Source organism: Streptomyces sp. NPDC026377, assembly GCF_055567715.1.
This window is the reverse complement of record NZ_JBVHPV010000002.1, coordinates 374654-390448: the sequence shown is the minus strand read 5'-3', so window position 1 is coordinate 390448 and position 15795 is coordinate 374654. Positions and strand designations below refer to the sequence as shown.

Below are 15795 nucleotides of genomic sequence, written 5' to 3'. Positions count from 1 at the left end.
CCCGCCCGACGGACGGCCCCGCCGAGAACGACCTCCCGCGCGCCCCCGGGAGCGCGGGCGCCTGGGACATCCGCTCGGAGGCCCTGCTCGCCGCCCCGCCCCCCAAGCGCCCCACGGGCGTACGAGGCCAGCGCCTCCCGATCCCGAGGCCCGACACGGGCGCGCGCAAGGAGAGTTCGACGGGTACGGCCGGGCCGACGACCGAGGAAGAGGCGAAGCTCCCGAAGACGACGGAGGCTCGAAACCCCCTGACGTCCCCCGAGCCCCAGACATCCCAGAATTCCCCGGAATCCCCCGATTCCCCGGCGCCCCCAGAATCCCCAAACCCCCGGCGGCCCACGCCCGCGACCCCCGAAGAGCCCCCCGCGACCGCGACGGCCACGGCCACAGCGGCGAAGGACACACCCCCCAGCCCCAGCCCCCGCCCCCGCAGAGGCCCCGCCGACCCCGTGAAGGCGCTCATGCACCGGCACCGGGAGCTGTGTGAGCGGGCCGTCGATCCGCTGGAGATCGCCGCCGGGCTCGAAGCGCACGGGCTGACCGACCGGACCGCCGCCCGTTTCCGGCACCGGGACGTGTTCTCGCTCGCCGAGGAGCTCTACGCGCGCGTGCCGCGCGGCACCGAACCGCCGCGCCACGACCTGGAACCCGCGCCCGAGCCCGCCGGACGGCCCTTCCGGATGCTGCGGGCCCTGCTGCCCGGCGCCCTGTGCGCGCTCACCGTGACGGCGGCCCGGCTCACCGTCGACGGGGCACGCCTCGCCGTGATCGCGGCCGGAGCCGCAGGGGTCGGCGCCGCCCTCGCGTACGCCGTCCGGTGCGGCCCCCTGCGGACCGGGCGCGGCGCCGGGCTCCCGTGGGCGCTCTGGCTCGCCGTCTACGCCGTCGCGGGCAACGGCCTGCTGGGCGCGCTGATCGCGGGCGGCCCGGACGGCGGCCCCGGCGCGCCCGACGGCTGGGGCGCCGACCCGGCGGCCGCGGTCGGCCTCGCCCTGGCCGTCGCCCCCGCCACCTGGTGCGCCCGCTTCTTCGCCGTACGCGCCCGGCGCGGCCTCGCCACCAGCCGGGGACTTGAGGAGTTCGCCGACCGCTCCCGCCCGCTGCTGCTCGGCGCGGTCGCCGTGTTCCTGGCCGCGCTGGCCGCCGTCCTGCTGGCCGGCCGACTCGCGTACGGGCACGGCTCGTTCGCGTCCGCGGCCGCCCCCGGCGCACTGCTCTTCCTGGCACGGCTGCTCGCCCTGCACGGCCACGCACCGGCCGCCACCGCCGGGCTGCGCGCGGCCGTCTGCGCGGAGGCCGCCGCACTCGCGCTGGTGCTCGCCGGGCGGCTGCCGGGCTGTGACGTGCTCGCCCGCCCGGTGACCGCCGCCGTCGAGGCGGGCGGCGCCGGAGCCGTCCCGGCGGCCCTCTGCGGCGCCGCCGCCCTCGCCCTCCTCGCCCGGGCCACCGCGGTCCTCGCCCGCGCCTCGGCCCACTCCGTACACCCACCGACCCCCGAACAGCACTACACGCACTGACCCACGTGCACGCCCGAAGGAGAACGAGACACATGACCGCCCTGCCCCCGGCCTGCTGCCGCCCGTACGGAAAGGCCGCGCGATGAGGGTGCTACTGCTCGGTGCCAACGGATACCTGGGCCGTTTCGTCGCCGACCGCCTGCTCGCCGACCCGGCCGTGCAGCTCACCGCGCTCGGCCGCGGCGACGACGCCGACGTACGGTTCGACCTCGCCTCCGGCAGCCCGGGAGCCCTCACCCGCTTCCTGGACGCCGTCCACCCCGGGGTCGTGATCAACTGCGCGGGCGCCACCCGTGGCGGCGCCCGCGAGCTGACCCGGCACAACACGGTCGCCGTCGCCACCGTCTGCGAGGCCCTGCGCCGCAGCGGCTGCGGCGCCCGGCTCGTCCAGCTCGGCTGCGCCTCCGAGTACGGCCCCTCCCAGCCGGGGTCCTCCACCGCCGAGGACGCGGTGCCGCGCCCCGGCGGCCCGTACGGCGTGAGCAAGCTCGCCGGGACCGAACTGGTCCTCGGCTCCGGCCTGGACGCCATCGTGCTGCGGGTCTTCTCCCCGGTCGGGCCCGGCACCCCCGCCGGGTCCCCGCTCGGCCGCCTCGCCGAGGCGATGCGCCGGGCCATGCAGTCCGGCGACGGCGAACTCAAGCTCGCCGGGCTCGGGGTGCAGCGCGACTTCGTCGACGTGCGCGACGTGGCCCGCGCCGTGCACGCCGCCTCCCTCTCGGCCGCCCAGGGCGTCGTCAACATCGGGACCGGCCGCTCGGTCAAGCTGCGCGACGCCGCCGCCGTCCTCGCCCGGGTCGCCGGGTACGGCGGCGCGCTGCACGAACTGGACGCCGGTCCAGGTCTCCGGCCGGGCGTCATCGGCGCGCCCCGCCCGTCCGCCGACGCCGTCATGGAGCATCTGGCGGCGCCCCCGGCCCCGTACCCCGACGGCTGCGGCAGCTGGCAGCAGGCCGACGTCCGCACCGCGCGCGACCGGCTCGGCTGGCGGCCCCGGATCAACCTGGAGGAGTCCCTGGCCGACATCTGGATGGAGGCGGCGTGCCGTATCTGACCCGCACCGGTGCTCCCCGTGCGGCCACCTCGGACCGGCTCGGCTTCGGCGTCCCCGGCTGCGCGCACCCCCTGGTCGCCCCGGTCGAGTGGGCCGAGCTGACCCGGCCCGGCACCCCGCTGCACTGGGCGGTCCTGAACGTCGCGCAAGGGCCGGGCACCCGCCCGGACCCGCACTGCCTGGAGGCCGCCGGAAAGCTGCGCAACGCGGGCGTCCGTGTGCTCGGCCACCTCGACACCGCGTACGGCACGCGCCCCTTCGCGAAGCTGATCTCCGACGCGCACCGCTTCGTCGACTGGTACCGCGTCGACGGCTTCCTGCTGGACCGCTGTCCCACGGACCGGGACAACCTGCCCGGGGTGCGGCGCGCGGTGTCCGCCCTGCGGGCCCTGTGCGAGGGTGCCCACCTGGTCCTCGGCCAGGGCGCCCACCCGTACCCGGGCTACGCGGAGAGCGCCGACCAACTGGTCACCTTCACCGGCCCCTGGAGCGAGTACCGCTGGTCCCAGGTGGCCGAGTGGACCGCCGACCACCCGGCGGAGCGCTTCTGCCACTTCGTCCACGGAGTGCCCCGCACGCACCTCGACGAGGCGCTGCGGATCGCCCGCTGGCAGGGCGCGGGAACGATCTACTTCACCGACCGGGGCGACGAGGGGGGACAAATGAACCCATTCGAGACGCTGCCCGGCTACTGGGACGAAATCGTCTCGCGTATCGGACCAGGTATCTCGGAATGAGAAGTGGCGTGGCAGTGTTACGGAGAGAACAACCGTACTGACATACCGACCGACGGAGATTCCGTGTCGCTGCCACCCTTGGTCGAGCCGGCTGCCGAGCTCACCGTAGACGAGGTCCGCAGGTACTCGCGTCATCTGATCATTCCCGATGTCGGGATGGACGGGCAGAAGCGGCTGAAGAACGCCAAGGTGCTCTGCGTGGGCGCCGGCGGCCTCGGCTCGCCGGCCCTGATGTACCTGGCCGCCGCCGGTGTCGGCACGCTCGGCATCGTCGAGTTCGACGAGGTCGACGAGTCGAACCTGCAGCGTCAGATCATCCACAGCCAGGCCGACATCGGCCGCTCCAAGGCCGTGTCCGCCAAGGACTCGGTGCTCGGCATCAACCCGTACGTGAACGTGGTCCTGCACGAAGAGCGGCTCGAGGCCGACAACGTGATGGACATCTTCAGCCAGTACGACCTGATCGTGGACGGCACGGACAACTTCGCCACCCGGTACCTCGTCAACGACGCGTGCGTGCTCCTGAACAAGCCGTACGTGTGGGGCTCGATCTACCGCTTCGACGGCCAGGCCTCGGTCTTCTGGTCCGAGCACGGCCCCTGCTACCGCTGCCTCTACCCCGAGCCCCCGCCGCCGGGCATGGTGCCCTCCTGCGCCGAGGGCGGCGTCCTGGGCGTGCTCTGCGCGTCCATCGGCTCCATCCAGGTCAACGAGGCGATCAAGCTCCTCGCCGGCATCGGCGAGCCGCTCGTCGGCCGGCTGATGATCTACGACGCCCTGGAGATGCAGTACCGCCAGGTGAAGGTCCGCAAGGACCCGGACTGCGCGGTCTGCGGCGAGAACCCGACCGTCACCGAGCTCATCGACTACGAGGCCTTCTGCGGCGTCGTGTCCGAGGAGGCCCAGGAGGCGGCGCTCGGCTCGACCATCACTCCCAAGCAGCTCAAGGAGTGGATCGACGCCGACGAGAAGATCGAGATCATCGACGTCCGCGAGCCGAACGAGTACGAGATCGTCTCCATCCCCGGCGCCCGGCTGATCCCCAAGAACGAGTTCCTGATGGGCGACGCCCTCCAGGACCTGCCGCAGGACAAGCGCATCGTGCTGCACTGCAAGACGGGCGTGCGTTCGGCCGAGGTGCTCGCGGTCCTGAAGTCCGCGGGCTTCGCGGACGCGGTCCACGTCGGCGGCGGCGTGATCGGCTGGGTCAACCAGATCGAGCCGGAGAAGCCCGTCTACTGATCCCGGCCCGTAGGACATTTGTCCCACGGGACCGAGGACGGTCATCTCTGCCGTGGCCGGTGCCCCCTGAGCGAGGCTTTCATCTGTCAGCAGGTGAGCGCACGCGAAGGGGGCACTGTCATGAGCACGGTGGCGGTCGAGGCAGTCGAGGCAGTCGAGAACCAGGTCGCCGCGAAGGCGGCGGAGGCCCGGACGGAGACCTGGGACAAGGCGCCGGGCAGTGCGCAGCCGGAGATCAAGGGCCTCCCCGCCTGGTACTTCCCGCTGATCGGCTGCTTCGCCGGGATCTTCGACATCGCCCGCGCGTACCCGGTCGTCTACTGGCTGATCCCGGTCGTGGCCGCCGCGAACATCGCCCTCACCTTCACCGTGCTCAGGGCCCGGATGCGGTACATGAAGGCGCTCTGGAAGAACAGGCGCACCCGTTTCCTGGCCCTCGGGCTGCTCGCGCTGCGCTTCGCTGTCCGCTTCGGCCTCGGCCTCGCCGGTCTCGCGATGGGCGCGCAGAGCGGCAGCCTCGTCGTCGGCGTCGTGATGGCGGTGCTCGGCACGGCGATGGCCTGGGGCGACCAGTGGCTGATCCTGCGCACCCTCAAGCGCGCCCGCGCCTGACGGCCGCCCGGCCGGACCGGAGCCCGCCCCCGCCCGGTCCGCTAGGACGAGCAGACGGTCCCGTCCGCGGGCGCCCTGCCCTCCAGCAGATACGCGTCGACGGTCCGCCGCACACAGGTGTTGCCCTCGGTGTACGCGCCGTGGCCCTCGCCCTTGTTCGTGAGCAGCACCCCCACTCCCGCGCCCAGCTTCCGCGCCATCTTCCTCGCTCCCTCGTACGGGGTCGCCGGGTCGCCGGTGGTGCCCACCACCAGGACCGGGCCCGCCCCCGGGGCGCTCGCCTCCGGCACGTCCCGCTCGCCCGGCACCGGCCAGTTCGCACACCAGCCGGCCGTGTCCCAGGCAAGGAACTCCCCGAAGACCGGCGATATGCGCCGGAACTCGGGCAGCAGCGCCTTTGCCTGCGCGGCGGTCGGCCGGACCCTGCTGTCGGCGCAGGAGATCGCCCGCTGCGCGTGGCTCTGCGTCCCGTAGTGCCCGTCCTGGGAACGGTCGTTGTAGGAGTCGGCCATCGCCAGCAGCAGATTGCCGGTCCCGCGCTTGTCGGCCTCGGCGAGAGCCTGGGTCAGATAGGGCCAGTTCTCCTTCGAGTACAGGGGCATGACGATGCCGGTCAGCGCCAGGGTCTGGTTGAGCTTGCGCCCGCTCGACGTCGGCAGCGGCCGCTCGTCGAGCCGCGAGAGCAGCGCGGCGATCCGCTCGGTGCCCTGCTTCGGGTCCTGGCCGACCGACTTCAGATAGTCCTCCAGTGCCCGCTGGAAGCCGGTGGCCTGGTTGCGGGCATGGCCCACCGCGTCGGCGGTCGGGTCGACCACCGCGTCCAATACGGTGCGCCCCACCTGGCGCGGGAACAAGTGGGCGTAGGTGCCGCCCAGTTCGGTTCCGTACGATATTCCGAAGTAGTTGAGCTTCGAGTCGCCGAGGACCTGGCGGAGCAGGTCCATGTCCCGGGCCGCGTTGCTCGTCGCCACGTACGGCAGGACCTTCCCGGAGCGGCGCGCGCAGCCCGCGCCGACCTCGGCGCCGTCCTTGAGGAAGGCCGCCTCCTCGGCCGCGGTGTCCGGGGTGGCGTCGATCCGCCGCTCGGAGTCCTCCTGCTCCTTGTCGTCGCGGCACACCACGCCGGAGCTCTTGGCGACACCCCGCGGATCGAAACCCACCAGGTCGTAGCGGGAGTTGAGGGAGCTGTAGGTCTTCGCCACCCGCGGCAGGATCTCGACGCCCGAGCCGCCGGGGCCGCCGAAGTTGAAGAGCAGCGAGCCGATCCGCTTGTCCTTCTCACGCGCCTGCTTGCGCACGAGCGCGAGGGAAATGGTGTCACCGGCCGGTTTCGTGTAGTCCAGCGGCACCTTGACCTCGGCGCACTGCCACCCCGAACCCGCGCACGAACTCCACTTCGGCCGCTGCCCGGTGAGCGCTTGCGGAAGCGCCCGCGCCTTGCCGTCCGTGCCCGGCCGGGGCGCGGCGGAGGCCGTGCTCTTGGGCGGGGCGCTCGGGCCCGCGCTCCTCCCGCCGGAATCGCAGCCCGCCAGCAGCCCGGCCGCCAGCACGGCGACGGCGGCCGACGCTCCTGCCCGTACACGTACACGACTGTTCATGGACGCCCCCCACAGGCCCGCCGCGGACCGGCCTGCCAGGCCGGCCCGGTCCGCGGAATCGGATCGAACCAATCAAGTCCCGTCATCGTAGGCCGCCCCACCGACAACGCCCTCGCGAGCCCGCCCCGCAAGGCCCAAAGCTACGTGCAGACCGTCCCGGCCGCCGGGACCCTGCCGCCCAGCAGATACGTGTTCACCGTGTCCTGCACGCACCTGCTGCCGCTGTTGTACGCGCCGTGGCCCTGCCCCTTGTACGTCAGCTCCACCCCGACGCCCGCCCCGAGCTTCTCCACCATGTGCCGGGCACCCTCGTACGGCGTCGCGGGGTCGCCGGTGTTGCCGACGACCACGATGGGCGCCGAGCCGGGCGCGCTCACGTCGGGTGTGCTCCACCGGCCCGGCACGGGCCAGGCGGTGCAGCCGATCATGCCCCAGCCGAGGAAGTCGCCGAAGACGGGGGACACCTTGCGGAACTCGGGGAGCTTGGCCTTCGTTTGCTCCAGTGAGTACCGGTCCTTGAAATCAGCACAGTTGATGGCGGTGTTGGCCGCCTGGATGTTGCTGTACGTGCCGTCCTTGGCCCGGCCGTTCATCGCGTCCGAGAGAGCGAGCAGCAGGGAGCCGTTCCCGCCCTGCGCCTCGTCGACGCCCTGCTCCAGGAGCTGCCAGTACTCCTTGGAGTAGAGGGCCTGGGCGATGCCGTTGGTGGCCTCGGTCTGCGTCAGCATGCGCACTCCGCTGCCGGGGATGGGCTGCTTGTCGAGATCGCGGAGGAGCTTGACGACGCCGGCCTCCACCTCCTTCACGTTCGACCCGGCGAGCCGGCACTGGTCGCCCCGGTCCACACAGTCCTGGGCGAAGTTGTCGAGGGCGAGCTGGAAGCCCTTGGCCTGCCCGAGCGCGCCCTGCTCGGAGGTACTGGTGGGGTCGACAACGGCGTCGAAGACGGCCCGGCCGACGTGCTTGGGGAACAGATGGGCGTACACCCCGCCCAGTTCGGTCCCGTAGGAGATGCCGAAGTAGTACAGCTTGTCGTCGCCCAGGACCTGGCGCATCAGGTCCATGTCGCGCGCGGCGCTGATGGTGCCGACATGGGGCAGCACCCGCCCCGAGTTGGACGCGCAGGTCGCGGCGAACGCCTTCATGTGGCCGGTGAGGGACTTCTCCTCGGCCGCGTCGTCGGGGGTGAAGTCCTGGGCGAAGTAGCGGTCGAGCTGGCTGTCGCTCTCGCACTGGACGGGGGCGCTGGAGCCGACCCCGCGCGGGTCGAAGCTCACCAGGTCGTAGCGGGCCCTCAGTTTGTCGTAGTCGCCCGCGGCGGCGGGCAGGGTGGTCACCCCGGAGCCGCCCGGCCCGCCGAAGTTGAAGATCAGGGAACCGATGCGCCGGTCCTTGTCGAGGGCCTCGGCGCGGATGAGCGCGAGCTCGACGGACCCGGCGTCGGGCTTGTCGTAGTCGAGGGGCACGCGCAGGGTGGCGCACTTCCACTCGCCCCCGCCGGGCGGCGGCGAGGGCGCGTCCCCGGTCCCCTCCGCCTGGGAGGGCGCGCCGCACTTCTTCCAGCTCAGCTTCTGGGAGGCCAGCGCCGAGGCCTTCGCCGGGGACGACTCCCCGGTCCCGCTGTCGGAGCATCCGGTGGCGGCGAGCAGCAGGGCGGCGGTGGCGACAGTGGCGGCACGCAGGGCTGCGGGGTTCTCCATGCTCCCCATCGTGGGCCCGTCAGCCGTGGCCCGCGCGAAACCGCAGGCCATGCGGGTGGCAGCGACGGGCGCCGGGCGCCGTCAGAGCTCGCCCCTGCGGGTCAGGTAGTTGAAGCACAGCCACCCCGGCAGCACCGGCAGCCAGAAGGTGAGCAGCCGGTAGAGCAGCACGGCCGACGCCGCCGTCTCGGCCGGCAGGCCCGCGATGGTCAGGGCCGTGGAGAGGGCCAGCTCCACCGCGCCGACACCGCCCGGCGTCGGGGCGGCCGAGCCCAGCGCGTTGGCGGTGAGGAAGACGACCGCCACGCTCGCGTAGCTGAGCGAGTTGTCGCCCGATCCGAAGGCCCGGATGGAGGCGTCCAGGCACATCACGAAGGTGCCGGTGATCAGCAGTATGCCGCCGAGGCCGGTGAGCAGCTTCTGGGGCCGCTGGAGCACGTCCAGCATGCGCGGCACCACACCGGCGAACAGCGACCGCACCCGGGTGACGACGAACTTCCGCAGGAAGGGGATGGCGGTGACCACCAGGATCAGCACGGCGGCCGTCAGCAGGCCCGCGATCACGGTCCGGGAGGGCGACAGGTCCGGAGTCTTCTCGGTGCCCGTCACATAACCGAACACCAGCAGCAACGAGATGTGCGAGGCGAGCCCGAAGAGCTGGGAGGCGCCCACGCTCGCCACCGCCAGGCCCGGACGGACCCCGGCGCGCTGGAGGAACCGGGTGTTGAGGGCCACGCCACCGACCGCCGCCGGGGCGACGAGCTTCACGAACGAGCCCGCGACCTGCGCGATCACGGCCCGTCCGAAGGGCACCTTCTCGGGGACGAAGCCCAGCAGGCTCGCCGCCGCCGCCGGGTAGGAGAGCGCCGAGAAGAGCACCGCCGCCGCCACCCAGCCCCACTGCGCGTTGGCGACGAGATCGCCGAACCTGATGTGGGTGATCTGCACCAGCAGGTAGTACGCGGCGATGGCCCCGGCGACGAACGTCAGCAGGGTCTTCACCTTGATGCGCTCCAGGCGCACCGGCTCCACCGGCGCCTGCGGGCGGATCAGCAGCACCTGGGCGCGGATCTGGGTCAGCAGGTCGTCCTCGCGCGCGTTCTCCAGCGCCTCGTCGATGGCCTCCTTCTCGGCCTTCTTCTCGGCGCGGACGGCCTTGTTCTCGGCCCGTACGGTCTTGCGCTCCTCCTCCGCGGCGAGCGGCTGCTCCTCGGGGACGCTCGCCGTCGCGGCCTCGCGCCGCCTGGTCTCCGCCGCCTCGGCGGCGCGCGCCTCCTTGGCCGCGAGCGACGCCTCGATGACGGCCTCGCGCTCGCGCTGCGCCTGCTCGCGCGCCAGACGGCGCAGCGTCGCGCGCGTGGAACGGGTCAGCGCGATCGGCTGGAGCAGCGGCAGGCTGTCGGCGACGGTGTCGGGACCGAGCACCTCCACGGCGGCGGCGACCGCCCGCTCGGCGCCTACCCGCAACCCCAGGGTGACCAGGAGCTGGGCGATGTCCATGCGCAGGACCACGTCCCCCGCGGCGATCTCGCCGCCGCGCAGATCCGTGAGGACGACGGTGCCGGAACGATCCACCAGGATCGCGTCCCCCGCGAGCCGGCGATGGGCGATGCGCCGCGACTGCAGCGCGCGGACCTGCCGCCAGGCGCTGCGCATCAGGTCGTCGGTGATCTCCTCGTCGTCCAGCGAGTCCAGGGACCGCCCCCCGGTGTGCTCGTACACGAGCATCACGGCGTCCGGGCCGAGCTCGGAGGTGGCGATGAGCTTCGGGGCGTGGGCCCCGGCGGCGATCGCCGCGTACGCCAGCAGCGCCTCCTGCTCCAGGGCCTGGCGCAGCGACTGGATGGAGCGCCGGGTGGTGATCGAGCGCAGGGTCAGCCGCCGCCAGACCCGGTAGAAGAAGCCCTGGGCCTGCTGCTCGCGGTCGACGACGGTGACGTCGAGCGGCGGCGCGTCCTCCAGGGTGACGAAGTAGCGCCGGCCCCGGTCGCCCTGCTCCATGGAGTCCGGGACGTCCTCGGCGCGCATGGCGGTGAGCGGCCGGAATCCCACGTTCCGCAGTCCGGCGAGGAGGGTCTGGCCGGTGGGCCGGACATTGGGCGAGCCCACCGCGTACAGCGTTCCGTACGCCACGGTCCAGCCGATCAGGACCGTGACGAGGATCGAGAAGGCGGTCGTCTGGCCGCCGACGAGCACCGCGAAGGAGTTGAGCAGCAGGACCGCCCACAGAGCGACCCGCCAGCGCGGCCTGCGGGCCATGCCGACGGCCGTCATATAGGCGATCACCGGCGCCAGATAGCCGTGCACGGGGTCGGTGAGACCGCCCGACCCGGACTGCTGGGTGAGGGCGCTGGTGATCGACTCGGGCGCCGACTTGGCCACCCACAGATCGGTGGCGAGGGCGGCGCCGTGGGCGAGCACGGCGGCCAGCACACCGTCCGCGATGCGCAGCCCGTCGCGTTTGATCAGCCGCTCGATGGCGAAGGCGACCGGCAGGATCAGCACGGCGATGGAGGAGACCAGACCGGCCAGCCGGATCAGGACGTCCGGCGCCTGGTCCGAGCCCTTGCTGATGTCCTGTTCGAGGCCGGAGGTGGTGTGGTGGGCGATGGCGGCGATGGTGAGCACGATCGCGATGGCCAGCACACCGCTGATCAGCCGTACGAGGTCGGAGGGGCGGTGCACGCGCGCGGGGAGCAGCGGTTCGTCCACGGAGACGCGCTCGATGGCGCCCGCGCTCTCACACGCCGCGAAGTCCGTGTGTGCCGTGTGGGCCGAGCCGTGCGGCGCGGAGACGGCCGTCGCACCGGACGGCGCCACCGACACGGCCCTGGCACCGGGCGCGGGGGAGGGCCCCGACGGGTCCTGGGCCTGGGCGTCCGGGCCGGACGCGGAGCCGGCCCGGGCGTCGGAGGCGGATACGTCGGACCGCGCCCCCGTCTCCGGGGTGCTGCCGGCCGCCGCTTCGGGTGGCTGCACGCCCCGCTCCTTCGCCGTCTGGTCCGCTGTCTCGCCGGTCTGGTCTTCGGTCTGCTCTTCGTGCTCTCGTATCACCGGTCACCGCCCGCATGATGGTGGCACGACCGGCCTCCGCCGGGAGGCATCAGGGTGCGCCGGGGGGACGTACGCCGTGCGGCGCGCGCCCGGTGGCCGTGGTGTGCGCGGCCGGCGGGAGCCCGCTTTCGGCCGCACTGTCGGTGGCGTACGGCAGGATGGACCGGGTGAGCGATGAGCTGCCGGAACTCCCGGAGTATGCCGAAAGGGTGCTGGACGTCGCCGAGCAGATCCCGCCCGGCCGGGTGATGACCTACGGGGACGTCGCCGAATGGCTGGGCGAGGGCGGCCCCCGCCAGGTCGGCCGCGTCATGGCGCTGTACGGGGGCACCGCGCCCTGGTGGCGCGTGGTGCGCGCGGACGGCGCGCTGCTGCCCGGCCACGAGCTGCGTGCCCTTGGTCACTACCGGGAGGAGTCCACACCGCTGCGCGAGGCGGGCCGCGCCGCCGAGGGGCATCTGCCGCGCCTCGACATGCGCCGCGCGCGCTGGGACGGCGGCGACCCGGGCCCCGGGGGCCTTTCCACGGGTGCCGGGGACATCGCGGGCGCAGCGCGGACGGGCGCGGAACGCGAGGTCGGCGGCGAGGCGGCTCATATCTGACAGCTTCGGCCATCGGACGCCACCGGGGGCGGCCGCAGGCCCGTACGGATGACTCGCTGCGTGCCGGCCGCGCTTCGGCGTACCGTCGACAGTCGGCACGGCCCCCGTCCGCACCCTCATCACCAGCACACCCACCAGGACCGGCGATCCACGTGAGCTCCTCCTCCTCCACCGGGCGTACGACGTACCCCCAGGTACGACGGCGGTCCGCCGGCGCGTACCGACTGGTACGTACCCCGTTGAGGCCGGTGGACCCCCCTTTGCTGGACGCACGTCAGCGGGCCGTGGTTGACCACGAGCACGGGCCGCTGCTGGTCCTGGCCGGTCCGGGCACCGGCAAGACCACCACGCTGGTAGAGGCGGTCGCGGCCCGGGTGGCGGCCGGGGCCGACCCCGAGCGCATCCTCGTCCTCACCTTCAGCCGGAAGGCGGCGGTCGAGCTCCGCGACCGCATGGCGCTGCGGCTCGGCGGCGCCCGGGGGCCGCAGGCCACCACCTTCCACTCCTACTGCTACGCCCTGGTCCGCGCCCACCAGGACGCCGACCTGTTCGCGGAGCCGCTGCGGCTGCTGTCCGGCCCCGAGCAGGACGTGGCCGTCCGCGATCTGCTGGCCGGGCAGATCGGCCTGGAGCGCGAGGGGCTCGCCTCCGTGCGCTGGCCCGACGAGCTGCGCGCCTGTCTGACCACGCGCGGCTTCGCCGACGAGGTGCGCGCGGTGCTCGCCCGCAGCCGCGAGCTGGGCCTGGGGCCGCACGCGCTGGCCGATTTCGCCCGGCGCACCGGCCGCCCCGACTGGCGTGCGGCGGCCTCGTTCTTGGCCGAATATCTCGATGTCCTCGACCTCCAGGGCGTACTGGACTACGCGGAGCTGGTCCACCGGGCGGTACTGCTCGCCGAGCGCCCCCCGCACTCCGGCACGTCGTCCCACGTCTCCTCCTCCGCCCCGCCGCACGGGCCCGCTCCGGCCGATGCGTACGACGCGGTGTTCGTCGACGAGTACCAGGACACCGACCCGGCTCAGGTCCGCCTGTTGCGGGCCCTCGCGGGCGGTGGCCGCACGCTGGTCGCCTTCGGCGACCCGGACCAGTCGATCTACGCGTTCCGGGGCGCGGACGTCAACGGGATCCTCGATTTTCCGGACACGTTCCGGCAGGCGGACGGCACCCCGGCACCGGTCGAGGTGCTGACCACGTCCCGCCGCTCCGGCGAGAAGCTGCTGGAGGCGACCCGTCTGCTGACCCGGCGGATGCCGCTGCCGCGTCTGCCGTCCGAGAAGGTACGGGCCCACCGCGACCTGGCTCCGGTCCGCGCGGGCGGGCGCGTCGAGGCGTACACGTACCCGACTGCCTCCACGGAGCTGGAGAACATCGCCGACATCATCCGGCGCGCCCATCTGGAGGAGGGCGTTCCGTGGCACGACATCGCCGTCCTCACCCGCGCGGGCACCCGCGCCCTGCCGTCCCTGCGCCGGGCCCTGACGGCGGCGGGCGTTCCGGTGGAGGTGGACGGCATGGACATCCCCCTGCGCCACGAGCCCGCGGTGACGCCCCTGCTGACGGCCCTGCGCGCGGTGGCGCGGGCGGCACTGGCGGGCGCGGGGGAGGGGGAGGAGGACGACGGGGGTGACGAGGGTGAGGTGTGCGACGGGGGCGAGGCGCGGGGCGCCGCGTCCCCGGAGGACGCGGCGTCCGTCGACGGCCAGGCCTCCCCCGACGACGACACGCCCCCCGGCGCCCCCGCGGACACCGCAGCCCCCGCCACCGCCGTCGCCTCCCCCACCGCCGCGCCCCCCTGGCTCGACCCCGAGACCGCGCTCGACCTGCTCACCTCGCCCCTCGGCGGCATGGACAGCGCCGACATCCGCCGTCTCGGCCGGGCCCTGCGCGACGAGGAGCGGGCCGCGGGCACCCGGGTGCCGCCGCCCTCCGACGTCCTCCTCGCGCGCGTGCTCGCCGAGCCGGAGCGGCTGGTCGCGCACGACCCCGCGTACGCCCGGGGCGCCCAGCGTCTGAGCGCGCTGCTGCGCAAGGCGCGCGAACTCCTCCAGGGCGGAGGCACCGCGGCCGAGGCCCTGTGGGAGCTGTGGAACGGCACGCCGTGGCCCCAGCGCCTCGAACGGGCGGCGCTGCGCGGCGGCACGGCGGGCCGCAACGCGCACCGCGACCTGGACGCCGTGTGCGCGCTGTTCGACACCGCGGCGCGCGCCGAGGAGCGCACCGGCGGCCGGGGCGCGCTCAACTTCCTGGAGGAGGTCGACGCGCAGGACATCGCCGCCGACACCCTCACCCGCCGCGCCGTGCGCCCCGACGCCGTACGCCTCATGACCGCGCACCGCTCCAAGGGCCTCGAGTGGAGCCTGGTCGTCGTCGCGGGCGTCCAGGAGGGCCTCTGGCCCGATCTGCGCCGCCGCGGCTCACTCCTGGAGGCCGACCGCATCGGCCGCGACGGTCTCGCCGAACCGCTCACCCCCGGCGCCCTCCTGGCCGAGGAGCGCCGCCTCTTCTACGTCGCCGCCACCCGCGCGCGCGACCGGCTCGTGGTGACGGCGGTCAGGGCCCCGGCCGACGACGGCGACCAGCCGTCCCGCTTCCTCGCCGAGCTCGGCGAGGAGCCGAAGGACGTCACCGGCCGGCCCCGGCGCCCGCTGGCCGTCGCCGCGCTGGTGGCGGAGCTGCGCGCCACCACGGTCGACCCCGAGGCGTCCGAGGCGCTGCGGGACGCCGCCGCCCGCCGTCTCGCCCGCCTCGCCGCCCTCACCGACGACGAGGGCCAGCCGCTGGTGCCCGCGGCCCACCCGTACCGCTGGTGGGGGTTGAACGAGCCGACGCGCTCCGCGGTTCCCCTGCGCGACCGCGATCACCCGGTCGTGCTCTCCGGCAGCGCGCTCGACCAGCTCGCCAACACCTGTGCGCTCCAGTGGTTCCTGGGCCGCGAGGTGAAGGCCGACGCGCCCGCGACCGCGGCCCAGGGCTTCGGCAACGTGGTGCACGTACTGGCCGACGAGGTCGCCTCCGGCCGTACGCCCGCCGATCTGGCCGTGCTGATGGAGCGGCTGGACTCGGTGTGGGACGCGCTGGCCTTCGACGCGCCCTGGAAGTCGGAGCAGGAGAAGCGCAACGCGCGCGTGGCGCTGGAGCGGTTCCTGCGCTGGCACACCCTGGACCGGACGGGCCGCACCCCGGTGGCCACCGAGCACGACTTCGACGTGACGCTGGAGGCGGGCGACTACGAGGTCCGCATCCGCGGCTCCATGGACCGCGTGGAGCGGGACGAGGCGGGCCGCGCCTATGTCGTCGACTTCAAGACCGGCAAGCAGGCGCCCACGGCGAGCGAGGTGGCCGCCCATCCGCAGCTGGCGGTCTACCAGCTGGCGGTCGAGCGGGGCGCGGTCGACGAGGCGTTCGCGGGCGAGCGCCCCGCGCCCGGCGGCGCTGAGCTGGTCCATCTGCGCCAGGCCGCGCCCAAGAAGGAGGGCGGCGAGGCGTATCCGAAGATCCAGGCGCAGGAGCCGCCGACGGGGCAGTGGGTCGGCGACCTCCTCGCCACCGCCGCGGGCCGCGTCCTCGACGAACACTTCACCCCGAGCCCGGGCCAGCACTGCACGAACTGCACCTTCCGTACGTCGTGCTCCGCCCTGCCGGAGGGACGGCAGGTGCTGGAGTGACGTTGTGGAACAGG

Annotated in this window: 10 protein-coding genes; 7 read left to right on the top strand and 3 right to left on the bottom strand. The window is 73.8% G+C overall.

Features of this window, described 5'->3' with window-relative positions:
- Positions 1–461: 461 nt before the first annotated feature.
- The 5 genes from ACZ4MU_RS05840 (at position 462) to ACZ4MU_RS05820 (ending at position 5162) form a co-directional block, all read left to right on the top strand.
- Positions 462–1517, top strand: a complete 1056-nt coding sequence (locus ACZ4MU_RS05840; RefSeq protein WP_467871419.1) for a hypothetical protein — start codon at positions 462–464, stop codon at positions 1515–1517.
- Positions 1518–1599: 82 nt separating this feature from the next.
- A complete protein-coding gene (locus tag ACZ4MU_RS05835) occupies positions 1600–2571 on the top strand; it encodes an NAD-dependent epimerase/dehydratase family protein (RefSeq protein WP_344075203.1) in 972 nt (323 codons plus the stop codon).
- Positions 2559–3308: a spherulation-specific family 4 protein gene (locus tag ACZ4MU_RS05830; RefSeq protein WP_467871416.1), complete on the top strand. Its 750-nt coding sequence runs from the start codon at positions 2559–2561 to the stop codon at positions 3306–3308. The genes ACZ4MU_RS05835 and ACZ4MU_RS05830 overlap by 13 nt, the downstream gene beginning before the upstream one ends.
- Positions 3309–3371: 63 nt before the next feature.
- Positions 3372–4550: an adenylyltransferase/sulfurtransferase MoeZ gene (gene moeZ / locus ACZ4MU_RS05825; protein WP_467871412.1), complete on the top strand. Its 1179-nt coding sequence runs from the start codon at positions 3372–3374 to the stop codon at positions 4548–4550.
- A 120-nt stretch (positions 4551–4670) separates the two neighbouring features.
- A complete protein-coding gene (locus ACZ4MU_RS05820; RefSeq protein ID WP_467871409.1) occupies positions 4671–5162 on the top strand; it encodes a hypothetical protein in 492 nt (163 codons plus the stop codon).
- 41 nt (positions 5163–5203) lie between these two features.
- Here the strand turns inward: ACZ4MU_RS05820 and ACZ4MU_RS05815 are convergent, their stop codons facing one another.
- From ACZ4MU_RS05815 to ACZ4MU_RS05805, 3 genes are all read right to left on the bottom strand, one after another.
- Entirely contained in the window at positions 5204–6760 is a 1557-nt protein-coding gene (locus tag ACZ4MU_RS05815) for an alpha/beta hydrolase (RefSeq protein ID WP_467871406.1), read from the bottom strand.
- A gap of 140 nt (positions 6761–6900) precedes the next feature.
- Positions 6901–8460, bottom strand: a complete 1560-nt coding sequence (locus ACZ4MU_RS05810) for an alpha/beta hydrolase (RefSeq protein WP_467871404.1) — start codon at positions 8458–8460, stop codon at positions 6901–6903.
- An 81-nt stretch (positions 8461–8541) separates the two neighbouring features.
- Positions 8542–11439 (bottom strand): lysylphosphatidylglycerol synthase transmembrane domain-containing protein, encoded by a 2898-nt coding sequence (locus tag ACZ4MU_RS05805; RefSeq protein ID WP_467871401.1) that lies wholly within the window; start codon positions 11437–11439, stop codon positions 8542–8544.
- Positions 11440–11672: 233 nt separating this feature from the next.
- Here ACZ4MU_RS05805 and ACZ4MU_RS05800 point away from each other — a divergent pair, with 233 nt between their 5' ends.
- Complete coding sequence (locus ACZ4MU_RS05800) at positions 11673–12116, top strand: MGMT family protein (RefSeq protein WP_467872242.1); 444 nt, start codon at positions 11673–11675, stop codon at positions 12114–12116.
- A gap of 152 nt (positions 12117–12268) precedes the next feature.
- A complete protein-coding gene (locus ACZ4MU_RS05795; RefSeq protein ID WP_467871398.1) occupies positions 12269–15781 on the top strand; it encodes an ATP-dependent helicase in 3513 nt (1170 codons plus the stop codon).
- Positions 15782–15795 lie beyond the last annotated feature (14 nt).